Genomic DNA, 18,155 nt, shown 5'->3' with positions numbered 1-18,155 from the left:
AGGTGAAGAATTATGAAATTACGTGCAAACCGTGTAGGCGAGCAAATGAAAAAAGAATTAGGCGACATCATCAGTCGTAAAATTAAAGATCCACGTGTCGGATTTGTTACTGTAACAGATGTACAAGTGAGTGGAGATTTACAAATTGCTACAGTGTATATTTCTGTTTTAGGTGATGAAGAACAGAAAGAAAGCACATTAAAAGGTTTAGCGAAGGCAAAAGGCTTCATTCGTTCAGAAATTGGCCAACGTATTCGTCTTCGTAAAACGCCGGAAATTTCTTTTGAATTTGATGAATCTATCGGATATGGTCATCGAATTGATACACTTTTACATGAAATTAATAAAGAAGGTAAACGTGAAGAATAATGGATAGACATTTGTCTATCCATTTTTTCAATGTAAAATAAGTTTTAGGTAATCATTATGAAACAAATACGATGAGGTGAACATATATGGAAGGTGTAGTATTATTACATAAGCCAAAAGGCATGACATCACACGATTGTGTATTTAAATTAAGAAAAATATTGCGTGAAAAACGAATTGGTCATACAGGAACATTAGATCCAGATGTAACAGGAGTATTACCTATTTGTGTTGGACGAGCAACGAAGATTGCACAATTTTTAACAAGCGAAACGAAAACATATGAAGGCGAAGTAACATTAGGGTTTTCAACAACAACTGAAGATGCTTCTGGTGAAGTTGTGGAAACGAAACATGTAGATCGTATTATTACTCGTAAAGAAGTGGAAGATGTTCTTGCGGCATTAACAGGTACGATTGAGCAAATGCCTCCGATGTTTTCTGCTGTAAAAGTTAACGGAAAAAAATTATATGAATACGCAAGAGCCGGACAAGAGGTTGAACGTCCAGTGCGTACAATTACAATTCACGAATTTGTATTACTAGATGACCGTGAAGTGTTTGAAGGTGAAAATATTTCATTCCGTTTCCGTGTAACGTGTAGTAAAGGAACATATGTAAGAACATTAGCGGTAATGATCGGTGAAAAACTTGGTTTTCCATCACATATGTCTCACCTTGTAAGAACAGCTTCTGGTGAATTTTTATTAGAAGATTGCATATCATTTGAAGAAATTGAAGAAAACGTGCAAAATGGAACAGTAGAGTCTATCTTCATTTCAATTGATGAAGCATTAAGTAAGTTCCCGAAAATGGTTGTAGATGAAAAGCAAGCAGAAAAAATAAAGAATGGTATGTTCTTAAAAAATGAATTGCAAATAACAGCGCCATTTATAACAGTATTTGATAAAAGCGATCGCTGCCTTGCAATTTATGAACACCATCCAAAACACCCTGGTATGCTAAAGCCGATGAAAGTACTTGTGAATAATCAAGAACTAAAGCTATAATGAATTATTGGAAGGATTATTACAGAAAAAGGTGAATTCAAGCGTGAAACTTATTCATTTAACTCATCCACATGAACAAAATAAATTAGAATTACCACCTACTGTAATGGCATTAGGATTTTTTGATGGCATTCATTTAGGACATCAACGTGTAATTCGAACTGCGAAACAAATAGCGGATGAACGAGGGTATAAAAGTGCAGTGATGACATTTTACCCACACCCATCTGTTGTTTTAGGTAAAAAAGAAGCGCATGCCGAGTATATTACACCGATGTGTGATAAAGAAAAAATAGTCGAGAACTTAGGAATCGATATATTATATGTTGTTAAATTTGATGAATCATTTGCAGGCTTATTGCCACAACAATTTGTAGATGATTATATTATTGGTTTAAATGTAAAGCATGTAGTAGCAGGGTTTGATTATTCATATGGACGTTTAGGAAAAGGAAAGATGGAGACTTTACCATTTCATGCAAGAGGGGAGTTTACACAGACTGTGATTGAAAAAGTTGAATTTCAAGAAGAGAAAGTAAGTTCTACAGCATTACGAAAGTTAATTCGAAATGGCGAAATGGAACAAATTCCATCTATTTTAGGTAGAGCATATACAGTAGGGGGAACGGTTGTACACGGTGATAAACGTGGACGTCAAATTGGTTTCCCAACAGCGAATGTAGGTTTAAGTGATGAGTATCTATTACCACCTGTAGGTGTTTATGCAGTGAGATTAAAAGTTCACGATGAATGGTTCGATGGTGTATGTAATATTGGATATAAACCAACCTTTAAAGAAGATGAGCGTCAACTTTCTATAGAAGTGCACTTATTTGAATTTAACAAAGACATATATGATCAGGATGTTACAGTAGAGTGGCATATGCGTATAAGAGAAGAGAAGAAATTCAATGGCATCGATGAGTTAGTTGGACAAATCGCAAAAGATAAGAAAACAGCACAAGAATATTTTGCGAACGAAAAGAATATACTTGCTTTTTCAAATGAAAAGTAGTATTCTATGTTATGTACTTTATGACAACCATTGCTTGGCATTGCGACTCACCGACGCTTGCTAGGTAATCGGGGGTTTAATTAATAGGAGGTGAAATAGGATGGCTTTAACACAAGAGCGTAAAAATGAAATCATTGCACAATTTAGAACTCATGAGACTGATACTGGTTCTCCAGAGGTTCAAATTGCTGTCCTAACGGAGCAAATTAACACTCTAAACGAGCACTTACGTACTCACAAGAAAGATCATCATTCACGTCGTGGTCTATTAAAGATGGTTGGTAAACGTCGTAACTTACTAACTTACCTTCGTAATAGCGATATCACACGTTACCGTGAATTAATCACAAAGCTTGGCTTACGTCGATAGTCAAAGAAGCGGGAATATTCCCGCTTTTTTGTTAGGTAAAAATATATCTTCTACTCTTTATAGCTTACTTCATTTTCGGTAATACTAGAGGTAGAATATTGTGATATACTATCCATTTACATAGAAGAATTGAATACTTTAAATTGAGAGGGGTACTTAAATGAGTCAAGAAAAGCAAGTCTTCTCGATAGATTTAGCTGGTCGCCAGCTAACAGTTGAAACAGGTCAGCTTGCAAAGCAAGCAAACGGAGCAGTATTAGTAAGATATGGCGATACAGCGGTTCTATCTACAGCAACTGCATCAAAAGAAGCAAAAAATGTAGATTTCTTCCCACTTACAGTAAACTATGAAGAGCGTTTATATGCAGTCGGAAAAATTCCAGGCGGTTTCATTAAACGTGAAGGTCGTCCAAGTGAAAAAGCAATTTTGGCAAGTCGTTTAATCGACCGTCCAATTCGTCCACTTTTCGCAGATGGTTTCCGTAACGAAGTACAAGTTGTCAGCATCGTAATGAGTGTTGATCAAGATTGTTCTTCTGAAATGGCGGCTATGCTTGGTTCTTCATTAGCGTTATCGATTTCAGATATTCCATTTGAAGGTCCAATCGCGGGTGCAACAGTTGGTCGTATTAACGGCGAATTCGTTATCAACCCAACAGTAGAACAGCAAGAACAAAGTGATATTCACCTTGTTGTAGCTGGTACGAAAGATGCAATTAACATGGTTGAAGCAGGAGCAGATCAAGTGCCTGAGGAAACAATGTTAGAAGCAATTATGTTTGGTCATGACGAAATTAAACGTCTAATTGCATTCCAAGAAGAGATTGTCCAAGCTGTAGGTAAAGAAAAATCAGAAGTGAAACTTTATGAAGTTGACGCTGAGCTTAACCAAGCTGTACGTGAAATGGCTGAAAAGGATATGCATTCTGCAATTCAAGTACATGAGAAACATGCACGTGAAGATGCAATTAACGAAGTGAAAAAGCGTGTAATTGAGCATTACGAAGCACAAGAAGCTGACGCTGATACATTAGGACAAGTAAATGAGATTTTATATAAAATTGTAAAAGAAGAAGTACGTCGTCTTATTACAGTTGAAAAAATCCGCCCAGATGGCCGTAAAGGTGACGAAATCCGTCCATTAGCATCAGAGGTTGGCATTTTATCTCGTACACACGGTTCTGGTTTATTCACACGTGGACAAACACAAGCATTAAGTATTTGTACATTAGGTGCATTAGGCGATGTGCAAATTTTAGATGGTCTTGGTGTAGAAGAATCAAAACGCTTTATGCACCATTACAATTTCCCATCATTTAGTGTTGGTGAAACAAGACCAATGCGTGGACCAGGTCGTCGTGAAATCGGTCACGGTGCACTAGGAGAACGTGCTCTTGAGCCTGTAATTCCATCTGAAAAAGATTTCCCATACACAGTACGTCTTGTATCTGAAGTTTTAGAATCAAATGGTTCTACTTCTCAAGCAAGTATTTGTGGTAGTACTTTAGCAATGATGGATGCTGGTGTTCCACTTAAAGCTCCAGTTGCAGGTATTGCAATGGGTCTAGTTAAAACTGGAGAGCATTACACAATTTTATCTGATATTCAAGGTATGGAAGATCATTTAGGTGATATGGACTTTAAAGTAGCAGGTACAGCACAAGGTGTAACTGCACTACAAATGGACATTAAAATCGATGGTCTATCTCGTGAAATTTTAGAAGAGGCATTACAACAAGCGAAAGTTGGTCGTGTGCACATTCTAAATCATATGTTATCTGTTATTGCAGAGCCACGTACTGAATTATCAGCGTACGCTCCAAAGATTATTACAATGACAATTAACCCAGATAAAATCCGTGACGTTATCGGACCAAGCGGTAAACAAATCAATAAAATTATTGAAGAAACTGGCGTTAAAATTGATATCGAGCAAGATGGCACAGTATTCATTTCTTCAATAAATCAAGAAATGAACGACAAAGCTAAGAAAATTATCGAAGATATCGTTCGCGAAGTACAAGTAGGTGAAATCTACGAAGGAAAAGTGAAACGTGTTGAGAAATTCGGTGCTTTCGTTGAATTATTCAGTGGTAAAGATGGATTAGTGCACATTTCTGAACTTGCACTTGAGCGTGTAGGTAAAGTAGAAGACGTTGTGAAAATCGGTGATGTAATTACAGTTAAAGTTATCGAGATTGACAAGCAAGGTCGTGTGAATCTATCTAGAAAAGTATTGCTAAAAGAAGAGCAAGAAAAAGAAGCTGCTAAAGAGGAAAACAAACAAGAGCAGCAATAAGTAAAAGCCAGTTTAACTGGCTTTTTTTGTTATGTAAAAAACATGATTTATATATTTTTTTATGTCAGCATAGGTATAGTTTTCATTATAACGCTCAAATTAACAAAGATAAGAAGAAAAATGTTTTTTATATAGTTAATGGGAGGGTTTATATGAAAGCTCGTATATTGGCATACATATGTATATTCTTTTTATATGTTAGTGTAGGCTCTTATTCCGTTTTTGCACAGGATAACTTATATGAAGAAATTCAAAAGCATGCAAAACAATATGAGATTGCACCTCAAAATGCGATGATTGATAAGATATGGAAAGCAACGCCAGGTTATAATGGAAGAAAAGTTGATATGGAAGCATCCTATAACAATATGAAGAAGCTAAAGAAATTTGATCAAAAACATCTTGAATTCAAGGAAGTATCACCGAGTGTCCATTTAGAGGATTTATCACCCGCTCCAATTTATAGAGGGCATCCGAATAAAAAGATGGTGGGATTAACAATAAATGTGGCATGGGGAAATGAGTATTTGCCTCGTATATTAGAAATATTGAAAAAACATGATGTGAAGGCAACTTTCTTTTTAGAAGGACGTTGGGTGAAAGAAAATTTACGATTTGCAAAAATGATTGTCGATGCAAATCAAGAAGTCGGAAATCATTCATACACTCACCCTAATATGAAAATGCTATCGTCTGATGAAATACGAGATCAGTTACAAAAAACAAATCGAATGATTGAAGCAGCTACGAATCAAAAGGTGAGATGGTTTGCACCGCCGAGCGGAAGTTTTCGGGATGAAGTCGTGAAAATTGCAGATGATTTTCAAATGGGAACAATCATGTGGACTGTCGATACAATCGATTGGAAGCGACCTGAGCCAGCTGTACTATTGCAGAGAGTAATGAGAAAAATACATCCTGGTGCTATCGTATTAATGCATCCTACTTCGTCAACAACAGAATCATTAGATACAATGATTACAAAATTGAAGGAACAAGGATATAAAGTAGGGAATATAACAGAATTACTGGATGAAAAACGTGTGGATTAAATACATTTGCATGACATTCATCCTTAAACTTGTTATCATTAAATAATAGCACTTATTTAGAGAAACTGGCAGTAGGAGGAAAGTTTTTGATTAAAAAATATACTTGTAAAAATGGTGTAAGAATAGTTATGGAGAATATACCAACTGTAAGATCGGTTGCGATTGGTATTTGGATTCATGCAGGATCAAGAAATGAAAATGAAAAAAATAACGGAATTTCTCACTTTTTAGAGCATATGTTCTTTAAAGGGACGGAAACACGCAGTGCACGAGAAATTGCAGAATCATTTGATAGCATTGGTGGGCAAGTGAATGCTTTTACTTCAAAAGAATACACTTGTTACTATGCAAAAGTGCTAGATGAGCATGCTAAATACGCTTTAGATGTATTAGCAGACATGTTCTTTAATTCAACATTTGATGAAGAAGAATTGAAAAAAGAGAAGAATGTCGTATGTGAAGAAATTAAAATGTACGAAGATGCTCCAGATGATATTGTGCATGATATGTTAACAAAAGCAACATATGAAACGCATCCGCTTGGATATCCTATTTTAGGAACAGAAGAAACGCTTAATACGTTTACAGGTGATACGCTACGTCAATATATTAAGGATCATTACACACCTGAAAATGTAGTTGTTTCAGTCGCAGGAAATATTGATGAAGCCTTTTTACAAACGGTAGAGCAATATTTCGGTAGCTATGAAGGAACGACAAACCGTGAACAAGTACATAGCCCAATCTTCCATTTTAATAAGGTAGCACGTAAAAAGGAAACAGAACAAGCTCATTTATGTTTAGGATATAAAGGCTTACAAATGGGGCACGAAGATATTTATAACTTAATCGTATTAAATAACGTTTTAGGCGGTAGTATGAGTAGCCGTTTATTCCAAGAAGTACGTGAGCAACGTGGATTAGCATACTCAGTATTTTCTTACCATTCTTCTTATGAAGATACAGGTATGTTAACACTGTATGGTGGAACAGGTAGCCAACAATTAGATACACTGTATGAAACAATGCAAGAAACATTAGAAACATTGAAAAATACAGGTATTACAGAAAAAGAGCTTATTAATAGTAAAGAGCAATTAAAAGGAAACTTAATGTTAAGTTTAGAAAGTACGAATAGCCGTATGAGCCGTAATGGTAAAAATGAATTGCTACTTCGTAAGCACCGTTCACTTGATGAAATTATTGAAAGTGTAAACACTGTAACGAAAGAAAATGTAGATGGGTTAATTCGTAACATGTTTACAGATGAATTCTCTGCAGCATTAATTAGTCCAGATGGAAAACTTCCAAAAGGAATAAAACTATAATTGCTTTATATGAAGTATGTAAAAATAACCGTATCTCTTTTAAATGAGGTACGGTTATTTTTTTTGGATATACAGAATAGGTACTAATTATGGATAACTTACATTCATAATTTCGATAGGGGGAGAGCATATGCGATTAAGTGAATTGAGTGGTAAAGAGATCGTAAATTTAGAAAGAGCCGAAAAAATGGGAGTTTTAGGATATGTGGATTTAGAGATTGATGAGAAGGAGGGCCAAATACAGGCTCTTATCATACCTGCTGGGAAATGGGGAGGTTTTAAAAAGGAACCACAAGAAATAAGAGTAGGGTGGAGCCAAATAAAAAAAGTAGGGCATGATATGATCCTTTGTGATATTACAGATCGTTCAAATTTGAAGTGAAAGATGGCCATTTTGGTCATCTTTTTTTGTGCATTACCCGCAGAGTATTAGCTCACATGAATCGAGCTTCTACGGGCAATCAAATTCCTACATAATGTCCTCTCCTATGCGGAATTTTGAGGGGAGGTTTTTCTGCATACAAAGAGCGGGATCAATCATGTGTGCTTTTTGTTTTTCAATCACCTAAAACTCGTACATTACATATGATGTGGAGGAAAAAGAAAAAGTAGGCACTTTTCTTATAAATGACAGAAAAAGAAGGTGAATTAGGGAATGTTGACTGAGATGCATATTGCTGTCATAGGAGGAGATGCAAGACAGCTAGAAGTAATTCGCAAGCTAGTTGAATTGGATGCGAAACTTTCATTGATAGGGTTTGATCAGTTAGATCATGGCTTCACAGGGGCAGCAAAAGAAAGTATACAAAATTTAGATTTCACTTCTGTAGATGCAATTATTTTGCCAGTTGCAGGTACAAATGCCAAGGGAGAAGTAGATACTATTTTTTCAAACGAAAAAGTTTCTATAACGAAAGAACAAATTGAAAATACACCAGAACATTTTACTATATATTCAGGTATTGGTACGCCTTACTTGGAAAATCTCGTATCTACTACAAACCGTAAACTAATTAAATTATTTGATCGTGATGATGTGGCAATCTACAATTCTATACCAACTGTAGAAGGTACATTAATGATGGTAATTCAACATACCGACTATACGATTCATGGTTCTAATGTAATGGTTTTAGGATTTGGTAGAACAGGGATGAGTGTTGCCAGAGCGTTTCAATCATTAGGAGCCCATGTCAAAGTTGGAGCAAGACGATCGGAACATATTGCACGTATTACAGAAATGATGTTTTCTCCTTTTCATATGCAAGACATTGAGAAAGAAGTAGGGAATATAGATATTGTCATTAATACAATTCCACATCTCGTTGTGACAGCGAATGTCATTTCAAAAATGCCGGCTCATACGTTAGTAATTGATTTAGCTTCTAAACCAGGCGGTACCGACTTTAGATATGCGGAAAAAAGAGGAATCAAAGCGCTATTAGCACCTGGATTGCCAGGCATTGTTGCTCCAAAAACAGCAGGACAAATTTTAGCGAACGTTCTTTCTCAGTTATTAGCAGAAGATGTAATCGCAAGAAAGGAGAATGGAGAATGAATTTAAAAGGGAAGAGAATAGGATTTGGTTTTACTGGTTCACATTGTACGTACGAAGAAGTAATGCCTCATTTAGAAAAATTGATTGCTGAGGGAGCAGAAGTACGTCCCGTTGTTTCTTATACTGTTCAATCAACGAATACAAGATTTGGCGAAGGAGCAGAGTGGATTAAAAAGATTGAAGAAGTAACAGGCTTTAAAGCGATTAATTCAATCGTTGGTGCAGAACCACTAGGACCTAAAATTCCACTAGATTGTATGGTAATTGCACCACTAACAGGAAATTCAATGAGTAAATTTGCAAATGCAATGACAGACTCTCCAGTATTAATGGCAGCGAAGGCGACGCTAAGAAATGGCAAGCCTGTCGTATTGGCTGTTTCGACGAATGATGCTCTAGGGCTTAATGGAGTAAATCTAATTACACCAACAAGATGACGACAAAGAGCGAACGCTTATATGTCGCCATCTTGAGGGAGCTTAGGGTAAAGCACAAGTTCGAAATCATCGAGCCTTTGCCACTTTTCCTTTTTATAAACAGCTTTTTCTAAAACCGACTTTAGGAGGCTGTTTTTCTTTTTGGGATCATCTGTTTTAAAGTACAGATCAAGAACATGCTCTACTTGAGGTATTGTATCTTTCTTCACTTTCTCCTTCTTAATTTCGGTTTTAATTTCTTTCTTTAAGTTTTCCATTGTGGAAGTAATTTCAGTTATACGGTCAGAAACTACATTCGAGCGTTCTAAAAACATATCGACTGTGTAAACGCCACGTTCTAATAAATCATGTAAATTATTTTTTTGTTTTTGGACATCCACTAATTCTTTTTCAAGCTTGCGTAATGCAGCTTCATTCATTTGAATGACTTGTGTCTCTTTTAATTTGTCATCTTGCTTATGTTTTTCAAAATCAGCTTTATAATTGATGTACCATTCTTTTAATGCCTCGAGTAAACGCTTCTCGATTAATTCAGTATAACTTGATTTGTTTTCACAACCGCGATGTTTACAATCCATTGTTTCCTTTCGGTTCTTCGGATAACGCTGTACCATACTATAACCACATTTACTACATTTAATAATTCCGGCTAGAGGATTTTTAATTCCGTTCGTATTGTAAGGAACGTGATATCTTGAGTTTAATTTTTCTTGTGCTTGCTCAAACAAGCTTTCGGGTATGATAGGCTCATGTTTACCATCAGCAATAATCCAATCTGATTTATCCTGACGAGCACAACTTCTTTTTACGGCATCAGGCTGTTTTACTTCTTTTCGTTTTTGCCACGTTACTTTTCCGATGTACACATTGTTCTTTAATATATCTAAGATGCTATAAGGATTCCATTCGTTTCCTAACTTACTTTTGTAGCCAAGATCATTTAACTTGCTCCTAATTGCATTTGCTCCCATATCCTCATTTGCATACCAATCAAATATCATTCTTACGACAGAAGCTTCTTCTGGATTAATCGTTAACGTACGCTCTCGCTTATTTAAACGGTGGATATCATATCCGAATGGTGCATGTGTACCAAGGTAATTCCCAGCCTCTACACTAGCAACACGACCTCGTTGCATACGACGTGTAATAATCTTTAACTCCTTACGAGCCATAAACGCTTCAAATTCGCTGTATTCTTCGTCCCACTCATCATTAAGATCATAAGTCTTCCTAGGCGTCATAATCTTCGTATTCGAACGTTTAAACGTCTCTAAAATGATTCCTTGCTCTTTCATACCGCCACGACCTAAACGGTCCATATCCATACAAAGAACAACATCATATTTGTTATCTTCAATTTCTTCGAGCAGTGCTAACATCTCAGGACGTTTCACTAAGCTTTCACCAGAAACGATTTCCTCACGAACAGATAAAACATTTAAGTTCATTTCCTTGGCAATTTTCAGCAGGGTAGAGCGGTGCTTTGCTAAAGTTTCGCCTTCGCCGCGTGCTTCAGCTTCGAGATCGGCACGGGATTTTCTTAGATAGATTGCGGTTTTCATAGAGAGACCTCCTTATATAGTTAATTCATATACGAGAAATGTATATATAAGAAGTAGAAATAGTTATTTGAAGTAGCGAAAGTAATGATATGTTTGATTTAAGAAAGCATGTAAGACTCTATACTGTTTTCCGATGTATTTAATATTTCGATGATTGGTTTGCTTTGAAATGCTGAGCAACTAATATGGCAGTACTAACAAATTAGTAGCATACAAATATAGAAAGTACTTCAAGAGGTGACACCATGAGCCAACAAGAAGAATATGCCGCGTCTTATAAATTTGGGAAAACGAAAGTTTATATTGTGGCCCCAGAGCCGAAAATAAAAAAAGATATTGATAAAATTCTTCGAGCATATTACAAGGCTAGTTGGGCCATCATCGATGAATTGCAAAGGAAAGAAAATATTGAGGAGTAATTCCTCTTTTTTTGTATAGAAAATAGACAGGTTATGTTTGTGAGAATAACTTTAATTATTTGGTAAATTGATATAAAAATAATTAAATGTTTCTGGGATTATTGCGAGCTACCAACGATTTAAATGACCTCCATATTATTAAAAATGGTAATGAAGGACAGATAATGCATTATTTGAAAATCATTTTTTAGAAGTTAAAAATAAAATAGTTATTTTTAAAAAACTAGTAAAAAATTAATATTTTTTATAATATTGAATCCAATCAAGCCTTGAACGGAGAGGGTTTAAAAGAAATATAGCAATCTAAATTGTTTATTATTAATTTGGTAATTTATATACAAATAAAGAAAAATATGTTAATGAAATAAGCGCAATATGAAAATAATGAAAAAGGGAGAAAAGAGTATATGCTAAAAAAAAGTGTAATGTTATTATTCTTTATTCTATCTATCTCGGCATTTAGTATGGTAACTCACGCTGCTGGTAATTCAGAATACGTGAATCAATCATTCTATGGGTATAAGGAAGCATCTTTTAATTCAGCCAAAACAAATGGCGGATCAGAGTATGGTGCTCAAAATGTAGGAGTCGTGGAAAAAAGAGATAATGGCTGGTGGAAGATTGAAACATGGGAAGGTTCGGTTTGGATTAATTTAAATGGGGAAGAACGTGTCATGGGAGATTTCTATGCATATGATGGACCATCTTTCTCATCAAAGGTTGCGAATGCTGGAGCGAAGGTACGGGCGACAAACATTTAGAATAGTAGATGGAACAACAGATGGCTGGTTGAAAATTAAGACTTGGGAAGGCGAAAAATGGATGAATCTAGATGGAGAAGAAAGATTTATCAATCAATCAATCAATCAATCATTCTATGCGTACAACGAACCTTCATTTAATTCAGGCAAAGCAAACGCAGGAGCATTATATAGTCCACAGAATTTTAGAATAATAGATGGAACAACTAGTGGATGGTTAAAGATTAAAACTTGGGAAGGCGACAAGTGGATGAACCCGCATGAAACAGATCCTGGTTCTTCTAAATATCAAATGCCTGTAAAAAACCCAAATGTGAGTTCATGGTATGGAAGTCGATGGGGGACAGTGCATAAAGGTATTGATTTCGCAGCACAGCAAAGGGTACACCAATAATGGCATCTAAATCAGGAACTGTACAATTTGCTGGTTTTGGTGTAAGAGGTCAAGGATTTGGTGGATATGGTAATGCTGTGGTTATTAAGCATGATGACGGACTTTGGACATTATACGGTCATATGGACTCAATTTTAACTACTGTAGGCGCACGTATACAACAAGGTCAAGTAATAGGAAAAGTAGGTAGTACAGGCGATTCTACTGGGAACCATTTACACTTCGAAATTAAGAATCAGTATATAGGTGGACAAGTAGATCCAAAACCATACTTACCATTTTAATAAACATTAAGTCTGAATGTATAATATATTTATTACATATTTAAAATTAGTGGATACAATATTGGAAGAACAAGTATAGCTGTATATTGGGAAATGGTTACAAAAAAGTTACCCTCAATCAGTTGAATAAGTATTCTTACAAAATAATTAAATAAGGTTTAATAAAAAAGCAGTTATCTAAGGATAGCTGTTTTTTTTATAGTTTGTGTTAAAACCAACAACATCTAATGATTATTTTGAGTTATTTTAATTGTTCGATGTTGTAGAGTGGTGCTATAAGCGAGTGGTAGATAAATAGTTTAATTAAATGGTTTATAACGAAATTGGTATGAGTGAGCGTACGTATAGACGAAATAAATCTAATGCTTTTTATAAATTAGCTTTTGCTCTTAGATTAGAAGTATATGAGGCAGAAGAAACGGGAGGTAATGAATAATGAATTTTGTTCAACCAATACGTGATCCAGAGCAAATACAGCAGTTAAAAGAGTATTTTAAGGAAAAGAGCTTACGTAATTACATTCTCTTCATTATGGGTATTAATACAGGCCTCAGAATCTCAGATATTTTGAAATTGAAAGTAGAGGATGTTAAAGGCAGTCATATATCTATGTGGGAAAAGAAAACAGGGAAACAGAAACGAATACAAATTACTGCAGCAACAACTACCATAATTTTTTTAAGTTTTTTTAACATCTTTTCCATCCCTTTCCCTATGTGTTTGTTACATCCATTATATTACATCATTCGATTTTTAGAGTAAAATAATATATTAGAATTTTCGATATTCTTTTAGTCATAATTTGCGAAGTTGACAACAAAAATGGAATTATATATGGGAAGTGATTTCTTATAAAAGAATAGTTTGATTAAGAAAAGAAAGAGCCGTCCTATGGAGCGGCTCTTTTTATTTATACTCATTTTTATTAGTTCATTAACTCGTTTAGAATAGTTCTCTTTTTGATAAAAATATTTTTATCAAACTCTTTTGAGTTTGCCATTTACCGATGCATTATATATCATAGTAACAACTTCAGCTCTTGTGGCAAAAGCATTTCCGCGAGAACCATCAAAGATACCAGCTGATTTAGCCCAATTATTTGAGTTGTAGAATCCAGTTTCAGGATTCCATGCTGGACTTTTTAGTCTGTATTGATACAACATTCCAGCCATTTCATCACGAGTAACCCAGTTAGTGCCTCTTGTACCATCTGTAACATCAAGATACCCTAAAAATTGGCGTGCATAGTTATAGTCATATCCACCTTGTCCCTTTATTGCACGCGTTAGAATTAACCATGCGTCCTGTCTAGTAGCTAGATTATCTCTTAGGTCAGCGGTGATATAGCCTCTGCTCATAGCCCAATTCATCTGTTTATCAGCCCAATGAGCAGCATGAGCTTCCTTCGGTGCAACTGTTGCAAAGCCAGCAGATAACATAACAGCTGCAGCAGCAACGACCATAATTTTTTTAATTTTCTTTAACATAAATTCCATTCCTTCCCCTGTGTTGTTTGTAACACTTAATTTTATACAGAAAATTCCGTAAAATATAAAATTATATATGCATAGAATAAAATAAGTCCTATGTATATGTGAAATTAGTGAAAGAGGGGTTACCTAATTGCGGGAAATCCCTTTTTCTTATATTTTCTTATATTTTCTTATCGATTGGAACGTGTGTTATATATCATAGTAACAACTTCAGCTCTCGTAGCAGCGTCATTTCCACGGCTACCATCATAGACACCTACTGTACGTCCCCAAGAAAATGCGTCTCCAAAGCCTTTATTAGGAGTCCAACCACCACTACCGTAGAAGTAGTTATACAACATGGCAACTGTTTCATTACGAGTAACCCAGTTAGTTCCACGAGTACCATCAGAAATACCATTTCGCACTACATACTGACGTGCTTTCTCATAATTCCCAACGTAATTTCCATCCCAACGAGCAATCATTATCCAAACATCTTGTCGAGTTGCCAGACTGTCTCTTAAATCAGCGGTAATAATTCCTTTGTTGAAAGCCCAATTCATTTGATTGTCTGCCCAATGAGCAGCATGAGCTTCCTTCGGTGCAACTGTTGCAAAGCCAGCAGATAACATAACAGCTGCAGCAGCAACGACCATAAACTTTTTGATTTTTTGTAACATCTTTTCCATTCCTTTCCCTATGTGTTTATAACATACATTATATTACAATATTTGGTTTCGGGAGTAAATAGATATATTCGAATTTTCGATATTCTTTTAGTCATAATTTGTGAAGTTTACAACAAAAATGGAATTATATATGGGAAGTGATTTCTTATAAAAGAATAGTTTTATGAACAAAATTATTATCTGGTTCTATATGTAGATAATTATATATTGATTTTCATCTTTATAAATGTTAGGGTAAATATACACCGTTTCTTGTTTATCTATGAGTACTGTCTGTAGAACGAATAGAATAATTTGAAAAAAATCCCCTTTTGCACCTATATGCAGAAGGGGATTTTAATATTTATGAGATTTAAAATTTACTTTTAGATAATGCTTTAAGTATTGGCTTTACAATTAAATTTATTAAACGAAAGCCTTTAAATATAGAGCGTACAACTTTCAAGGAATGTTCCTCCTAGTTGATGTTAATAAATGTATCATTATATAAAAAATAGAGATATAAAAATTTTTCTTCCATTTATCTTGTTCTTTTAAATTCTTCTTTCTTTTCCCTTAGAATCTAGCAAAATAGCATAAAAACTAATTAAAAAAGACAATTATTCTATTTATAAAACTATCCACTAAATTATTACCTTAATTAATCTTTAGAATCCTCATCGCTCATAATATATTCGATATCTTCATCTGTAAATTCATTGCCTTTAAATACTGGATGCCCATTTGGATCGAGCATACCCATTACTTTTTTATCTCTATCAGACACAATTAGTGTATAGTCCTCCATAAGAAAAGGGTTTTTTGGTAAATCCACTAATATTCTCCAAGCTGGTCTTATATCATCATTGTTTCTATTTTCTTTCACAATTTTAAATGTATAAGCCTCATCAAAGAAAAGCTGGTTGATATCTTCATTAACTACTCCATCTAATTTATTTTTCTTATGATAATGTTTAGCAATTTCTATTGCTTCCTGAGGCTTTAACATTACATCTACAGTAATTTCATTTATTTTCCTATAATGTCTTGAGAAATCTTCTTGCTTTAATTTTATATAATTTTGAAATTCTTCAGTAGACAATTGTTTAAACTCTTCATCAGACATATTTTTATACTTATCTAAAGACATATAAAATTCTCCTTTTATTTATATTTCAATCTTAATCTTTCGATATATTCTATTGAATGGTCAATAGAAGCTTTATCAAATAAATGTTTATTTTTCATTACTTGTTCAAATACATATTCTTCTCTTTCTAACCTACTAAGATTCATATATTGCTCTTTTCCTATATCTAACCACTGCTCTGCATGAAAACCCTCATGATGCATATTTATGACGGATGGTTTTTTCTTTAAATATATATCCCCATTAACAAAGTCAAATGCTGCTTCTACATTGTTTGGAAGAATTGTTCCTTTTTTATCTATATTAACTTTTATACCTAATTCTCCCCATTCCTTTTTATACGCTCGAATTTCCTTTCTAGTAGCTAAAGTTTCTCCAATTTCATTGGTTTGAATATTTACTTTTCTAAAATCCAAGTCAGCTCCGCTTGTTGCCTTATTAACTTCACCTGTACTTTCAGCAAACTGATGAGTAAATAGTTTTTCTTTAGCTTGTTTAAGAGCATTGCTATCTGAGAAAGAGTCTACAATATTTCTGCCTGCATAAGCAAATTGATTTTTTGGCATTAGAATATTATTCAACATGTCAACGCTTTGCCTATACTTATCTAAAGTTATTACGTTTTTAGTACCTTGTATAAAGTTTACGCTTTCACTAAGTTTTGAAGTTTTGTCCAACTTTGAAACTTCACCTAATTTTGGAATTTTATCTACACCTTTTGTTCCTACAAATAATTCAGCAATTGCTAATTTAACTTGCATCTCTACATTTCCATACCATTTAGCTCTGCTATTCCAATCTCCATTTACAACATCTTGATTCCACGAATCAGAAATAGCTTGTTCTACAGCAGCAAATGTTTCGTCGATGTGAGAAAGAGCATACACAGCCCCCTCAACACTATCTATTGGATGTAAAATTGTGTTTAATATTCCTTTAAGTTCATCTAACACCGCTTCATTTTGCCCTTTTTTGTAGTTGTAATATTGCCCAATAAGGGGAGTGTTTTCTATCTGGCGAATAAACTTTTCGTACAACTGATCTATCGCTTCTACGTTATTTTCAACAGTATCTTTAAATTTATCGAACAACGATTCTTCTATAATACTACTTCCTTCAGAATGACGTTTTTTTTCTTCTGTAATCGCTTGGATAGAAGTTATCCACTCCATATTCAACCCTTGCGTACTAAATGTACCACTTGCAGGACTAAAGCCTTTTCCACTTTGAACTTCCGCCAACCCCATCGCAATGCTAGCGGCTAGTTGGAGTGCAGTATCATAATTATTACTAGAAGTATAATTAAATTCATATAGATGTTCTAATTTTTCTTGCAGTTTTTTCCTCATGACAGTAAAAAGATTCGCCATAGCGTCCATACCCGGGAGTGGCATAGCTTGATTGATAGCTTCTATACTTGTTTTCATTCGGTCAATTTCTCGAATTTGTTCTAGTAACTCTTGTTCAACGACATCCGTGGAAGCGACCTGTGATTGGAATTGACTTGGAAAAGCATCATTCTGACGAATTAACTCTTCACACAGATAAATGATTCCTTGTGCTAAAGGGCGAAAGGTTTGTACAAAAAATGATTTTGCACTGCTATATGTTTGTCCTTGTAACACAGTATCAATTGCAAAAGCGTCAATCGACTGAATCGCTTGTTCCATACCTTGAATGGTAGCCGTACATACAGCATTCATACTTTGTGTTTGGGCATGTACTTCCCCTAAATACATATTTAAACTCAAAAATCTCCCCCCCCTTTTATGCGAACAAGTAAACCATACCAATTAAAGGATATATATGTAAATATGCTGCTGTAGTAAACTCAATATCAAAGTAGAACTTTTCCATTTAATTACTAAAGTACCGTCTAATTCGTTTATGGGTACCTGTGAAGAATATGGTATACAAAATAAATTTACAGGATTTGAAATGAATATATAATAGAAGAGAAAAGAAATGTTTATATTGTCGCTACCCTGTTGGCGTCAACCT

At 34.7% G+C, this 18,155-nt stretch carries 18 protein-coding genes and 3 pseudogenes; 16 read left to right on the top strand and 5 right to left on the bottom strand.

Annotation, left to right across the window (positions count from 1 at the left end; all coding sequences use genetic code 11):
- Positions 1–12: 12 nt before the first annotated feature.
- From rbfA to dpaB, 10 genes and pseudogenes are all read left to right on the top strand, one after another.
- A complete protein-coding gene (gene rbfA, locus Q9B79_RS08100; protein WP_000776443.1) occupies positions 13–369 on the top strand; it encodes a 30S ribosome-binding factor RbfA in 357 nt (118 codons plus the stop codon).
- Between the two features lie 86 nt (positions 370–455).
- The gene (gene truB, locus Q9B79_RS08095) at positions 456–1,379 is read left to right on the top strand and encodes a tRNA pseudouridine(55) synthase TruB (protein WP_263696141.1); all 924 of its coding nucleotides are present in this window, start codon (positions 456–458) and stop codon (positions 1,377–1,379) included.
- A gap of 43 nt (positions 1,380–1,422) precedes the next feature.
- Positions 1,423–2,394 carry a bifunctional riboflavin kinase/FAD synthetase gene (gene ribF / locus Q9B79_RS08090; protein ID WP_306183349.1) on the top strand — a complete coding sequence of 324 codons (972 nt, stop codon included), beginning with the start codon at positions 1,423–1,425 and terminating at the stop codon, positions 2,392–2,394.
- Positions 2,395–2,494: 100 nt separating this feature from the next.
- Positions 2,495–2,764, top strand: a complete 270-nt coding sequence (rpsO, locus tag Q9B79_RS08085; protein WP_001229392.1) for a 30S ribosomal protein S15 — start codon at positions 2,495–2,497, stop codon at positions 2,762–2,764.
- Positions 2,765–2,924: 160 nt separating this feature from the next.
- Positions 2,925–5,063, top strand: coding sequence for a polyribonucleotide nucleotidyltransferase (gene pnp / locus Q9B79_RS08080; RefSeq protein WP_306183348.1), 2,139 nt, complete (start codon positions 2,925–2,927; stop codon positions 5,061–5,063).
- 152 nt (positions 5,064–5,215) lie between these two features.
- Positions 5,216–6,115, top strand: coding sequence for a polysaccharide deacetylase family protein (locus tag Q9B79_RS08075; RefSeq protein WP_306183347.1), 900 nt, complete (start codon positions 5,216–5,218; stop codon positions 6,113–6,115).
- Between the two features lie 86 nt (positions 6,116–6,201).
- Positions 6,202–7,443: a M16 family metallopeptidase gene (locus Q9B79_RS08070; protein WP_098667746.1), complete on the top strand. Its 1,242-nt coding sequence runs from the start codon at positions 6,202–6,204 to the stop codon at positions 7,441–7,443.
- A 130-nt stretch (positions 7,444–7,573) separates the two neighbouring features.
- Entirely contained in the window at positions 7,574–7,825 is a 252-nt protein-coding gene (locus Q9B79_RS08065) for a YlmC/YmxH family sporulation protein (protein WP_306183346.1), read from the top strand.
- Between the two features lie 273 nt (positions 7,826–8,098).
- On the top strand, positions 8,099–9,001 hold the full coding sequence (gene dpaA / locus Q9B79_RS08060; protein ID WP_060631971.1) for a dipicolinic acid synthetase subunit A: 903 nt from the start codon (positions 8,099–8,101) through the stop codon (positions 8,999–9,001).
- Positions 8,998–9,423 (top strand): annotated as a pseudogene (gene dpaB / locus Q9B79_RS08055) (dipicolinate synthase subunit B); the annotation flags it as partial. The gene dpaA and the pseudogene dpaB, both read left to right, overlap by 4 nt.
- A gap of 32 nt (positions 9,424–9,455) precedes the next feature.
- Here the strand turns inward: dpaB and Q9B79_RS08050 are convergent.
- A complete protein-coding gene (locus Q9B79_RS08050) occupies positions 9,456–11,003 on the bottom strand; it encodes a recombinase family protein (RefSeq protein ID WP_306183345.1) in 1,548 nt (515 codons plus the stop codon).
- Between the two features lie 218 nt (positions 11,004–11,221).
- On the opposite strand from Q9B79_RS08050, the gene Q9B79_RS08045 reads away from it, so the two are divergent.
- The 6 genes and pseudogenes from Q9B79_RS08045 to Q9B79_RS08030 all read left to right on the top strand — a co-directional run.
- Positions 11,222–11,422 carry a cell division protein FtsZ gene (locus Q9B79_RS08045; RefSeq protein WP_306184781.1) on the top strand — a complete coding sequence of 67 codons (201 nt, stop codon included), beginning with the start codon at positions 11,222–11,224 and terminating at the stop codon, positions 11,420–11,422.
- A gap of 407 nt (positions 11,423–11,829) precedes the next feature.
- Positions 11,830–12,183 carry a hypothetical protein gene (locus Q9B79_RS26980; protein ID WP_372339544.1) on the top strand — a complete coding sequence of 118 codons (354 nt, stop codon included), beginning with the start codon at positions 11,830–11,832 and terminating at the stop codon, positions 12,181–12,183.
- Positions 12,110–12,577 carry a hypothetical protein gene (locus Q9B79_RS26975; RefSeq protein WP_372339543.1) on the top strand — a complete coding sequence of 156 codons (468 nt, stop codon included), beginning with the start codon at positions 12,110–12,112 and terminating at the stop codon, positions 12,575–12,577. The genes Q9B79_RS26980 and Q9B79_RS26975 overlap by 74 nt, the downstream gene beginning before the upstream one ends.
- The gene (locus Q9B79_RS26970; protein ID WP_372339542.1) at positions 12,577–12,861 is read left to right on the top strand and encodes a M23 family metallopeptidase; all 285 of its coding nucleotides are present in this window, start codon (positions 12,577–12,579) and stop codon (positions 12,859–12,861) included. Before Q9B79_RS26975 ends, Q9B79_RS26970 begins: the two co-directional genes overlap by 1 nt.
- 307 nt (positions 12,862–13,168) lie before the next feature.
- Positions 13,169–13,297 (top strand): annotated as a pseudogene (locus tag Q9B79_RS08035) (ArpU family phage packaging/lysis transcriptional regulator); the annotation flags it as partial.
- A pseudogene (locus Q9B79_RS08030) lies at positions 13,297–13,521 on the top strand (tyrosine-type recombinase/integrase); the annotation flags it as partial. The pseudogenes Q9B79_RS08035 and Q9B79_RS08030, both read left to right, overlap by 1 nt.
- A 317-nt stretch (positions 13,522–13,838) precedes the next feature.
- Here Q9B79_RS08030 and Q9B79_RS08025 read toward each other — a convergent pair.
- From Q9B79_RS08025 to Q9B79_RS08010, 4 genes are all read right to left on the bottom strand, one after another.
- The gene (locus tag Q9B79_RS08025) at positions 13,839–14,348 is read right to left on the bottom strand and encodes a protein phosphatase 2C (protein WP_306184778.1); all 510 of its coding nucleotides are present in this window, start codon (positions 14,346–14,348) and stop codon (positions 13,839–13,841) included.
- A 176-nt stretch (positions 14,349–14,524) separates the two neighbouring features.
- Positions 14,525–15,016, bottom strand: coding sequence for a protein phosphatase 2C (locus tag Q9B79_RS08020; RefSeq protein ID WP_306183344.1), 492 nt, complete (start codon positions 15,014–15,016; stop codon positions 14,525–14,527).
- A gap of 649 nt (positions 15,017–15,665) precedes the next feature.
- On the bottom strand, positions 15,666–16,154 hold the full coding sequence (locus Q9B79_RS08015; RefSeq protein WP_000050864.1) for a hypothetical protein: 489 nt from the start codon (positions 16,152–16,154) through the stop codon (positions 15,666–15,668).
- A 14-nt stretch (positions 16,155–16,168) separates the two neighbouring features.
- Positions 16,169–17,905 (bottom strand): zincin-like metallopeptidase toxin domain-containing protein, encoded by a 1,737-nt coding sequence (locus Q9B79_RS08010; protein WP_306183343.1) that lies wholly within the window; start codon positions 17,903–17,905, stop codon positions 16,169–16,171.
- Positions 17,906–18,155: the final 250 nt, after the last annotated feature.

Source organism: Bacillus sp. MHSD_36 (genome assembly GCF_030757775.1).
Lineage (GTDB): Bacteria > Bacillota > Bacilli > Bacillales > Bacillaceae_G > Bacillus_A.
The sequence above is the reverse complement of the archived record's forward strand: the minus strand, read 5'-3'. Positions and strand labels throughout refer to the sequence as shown.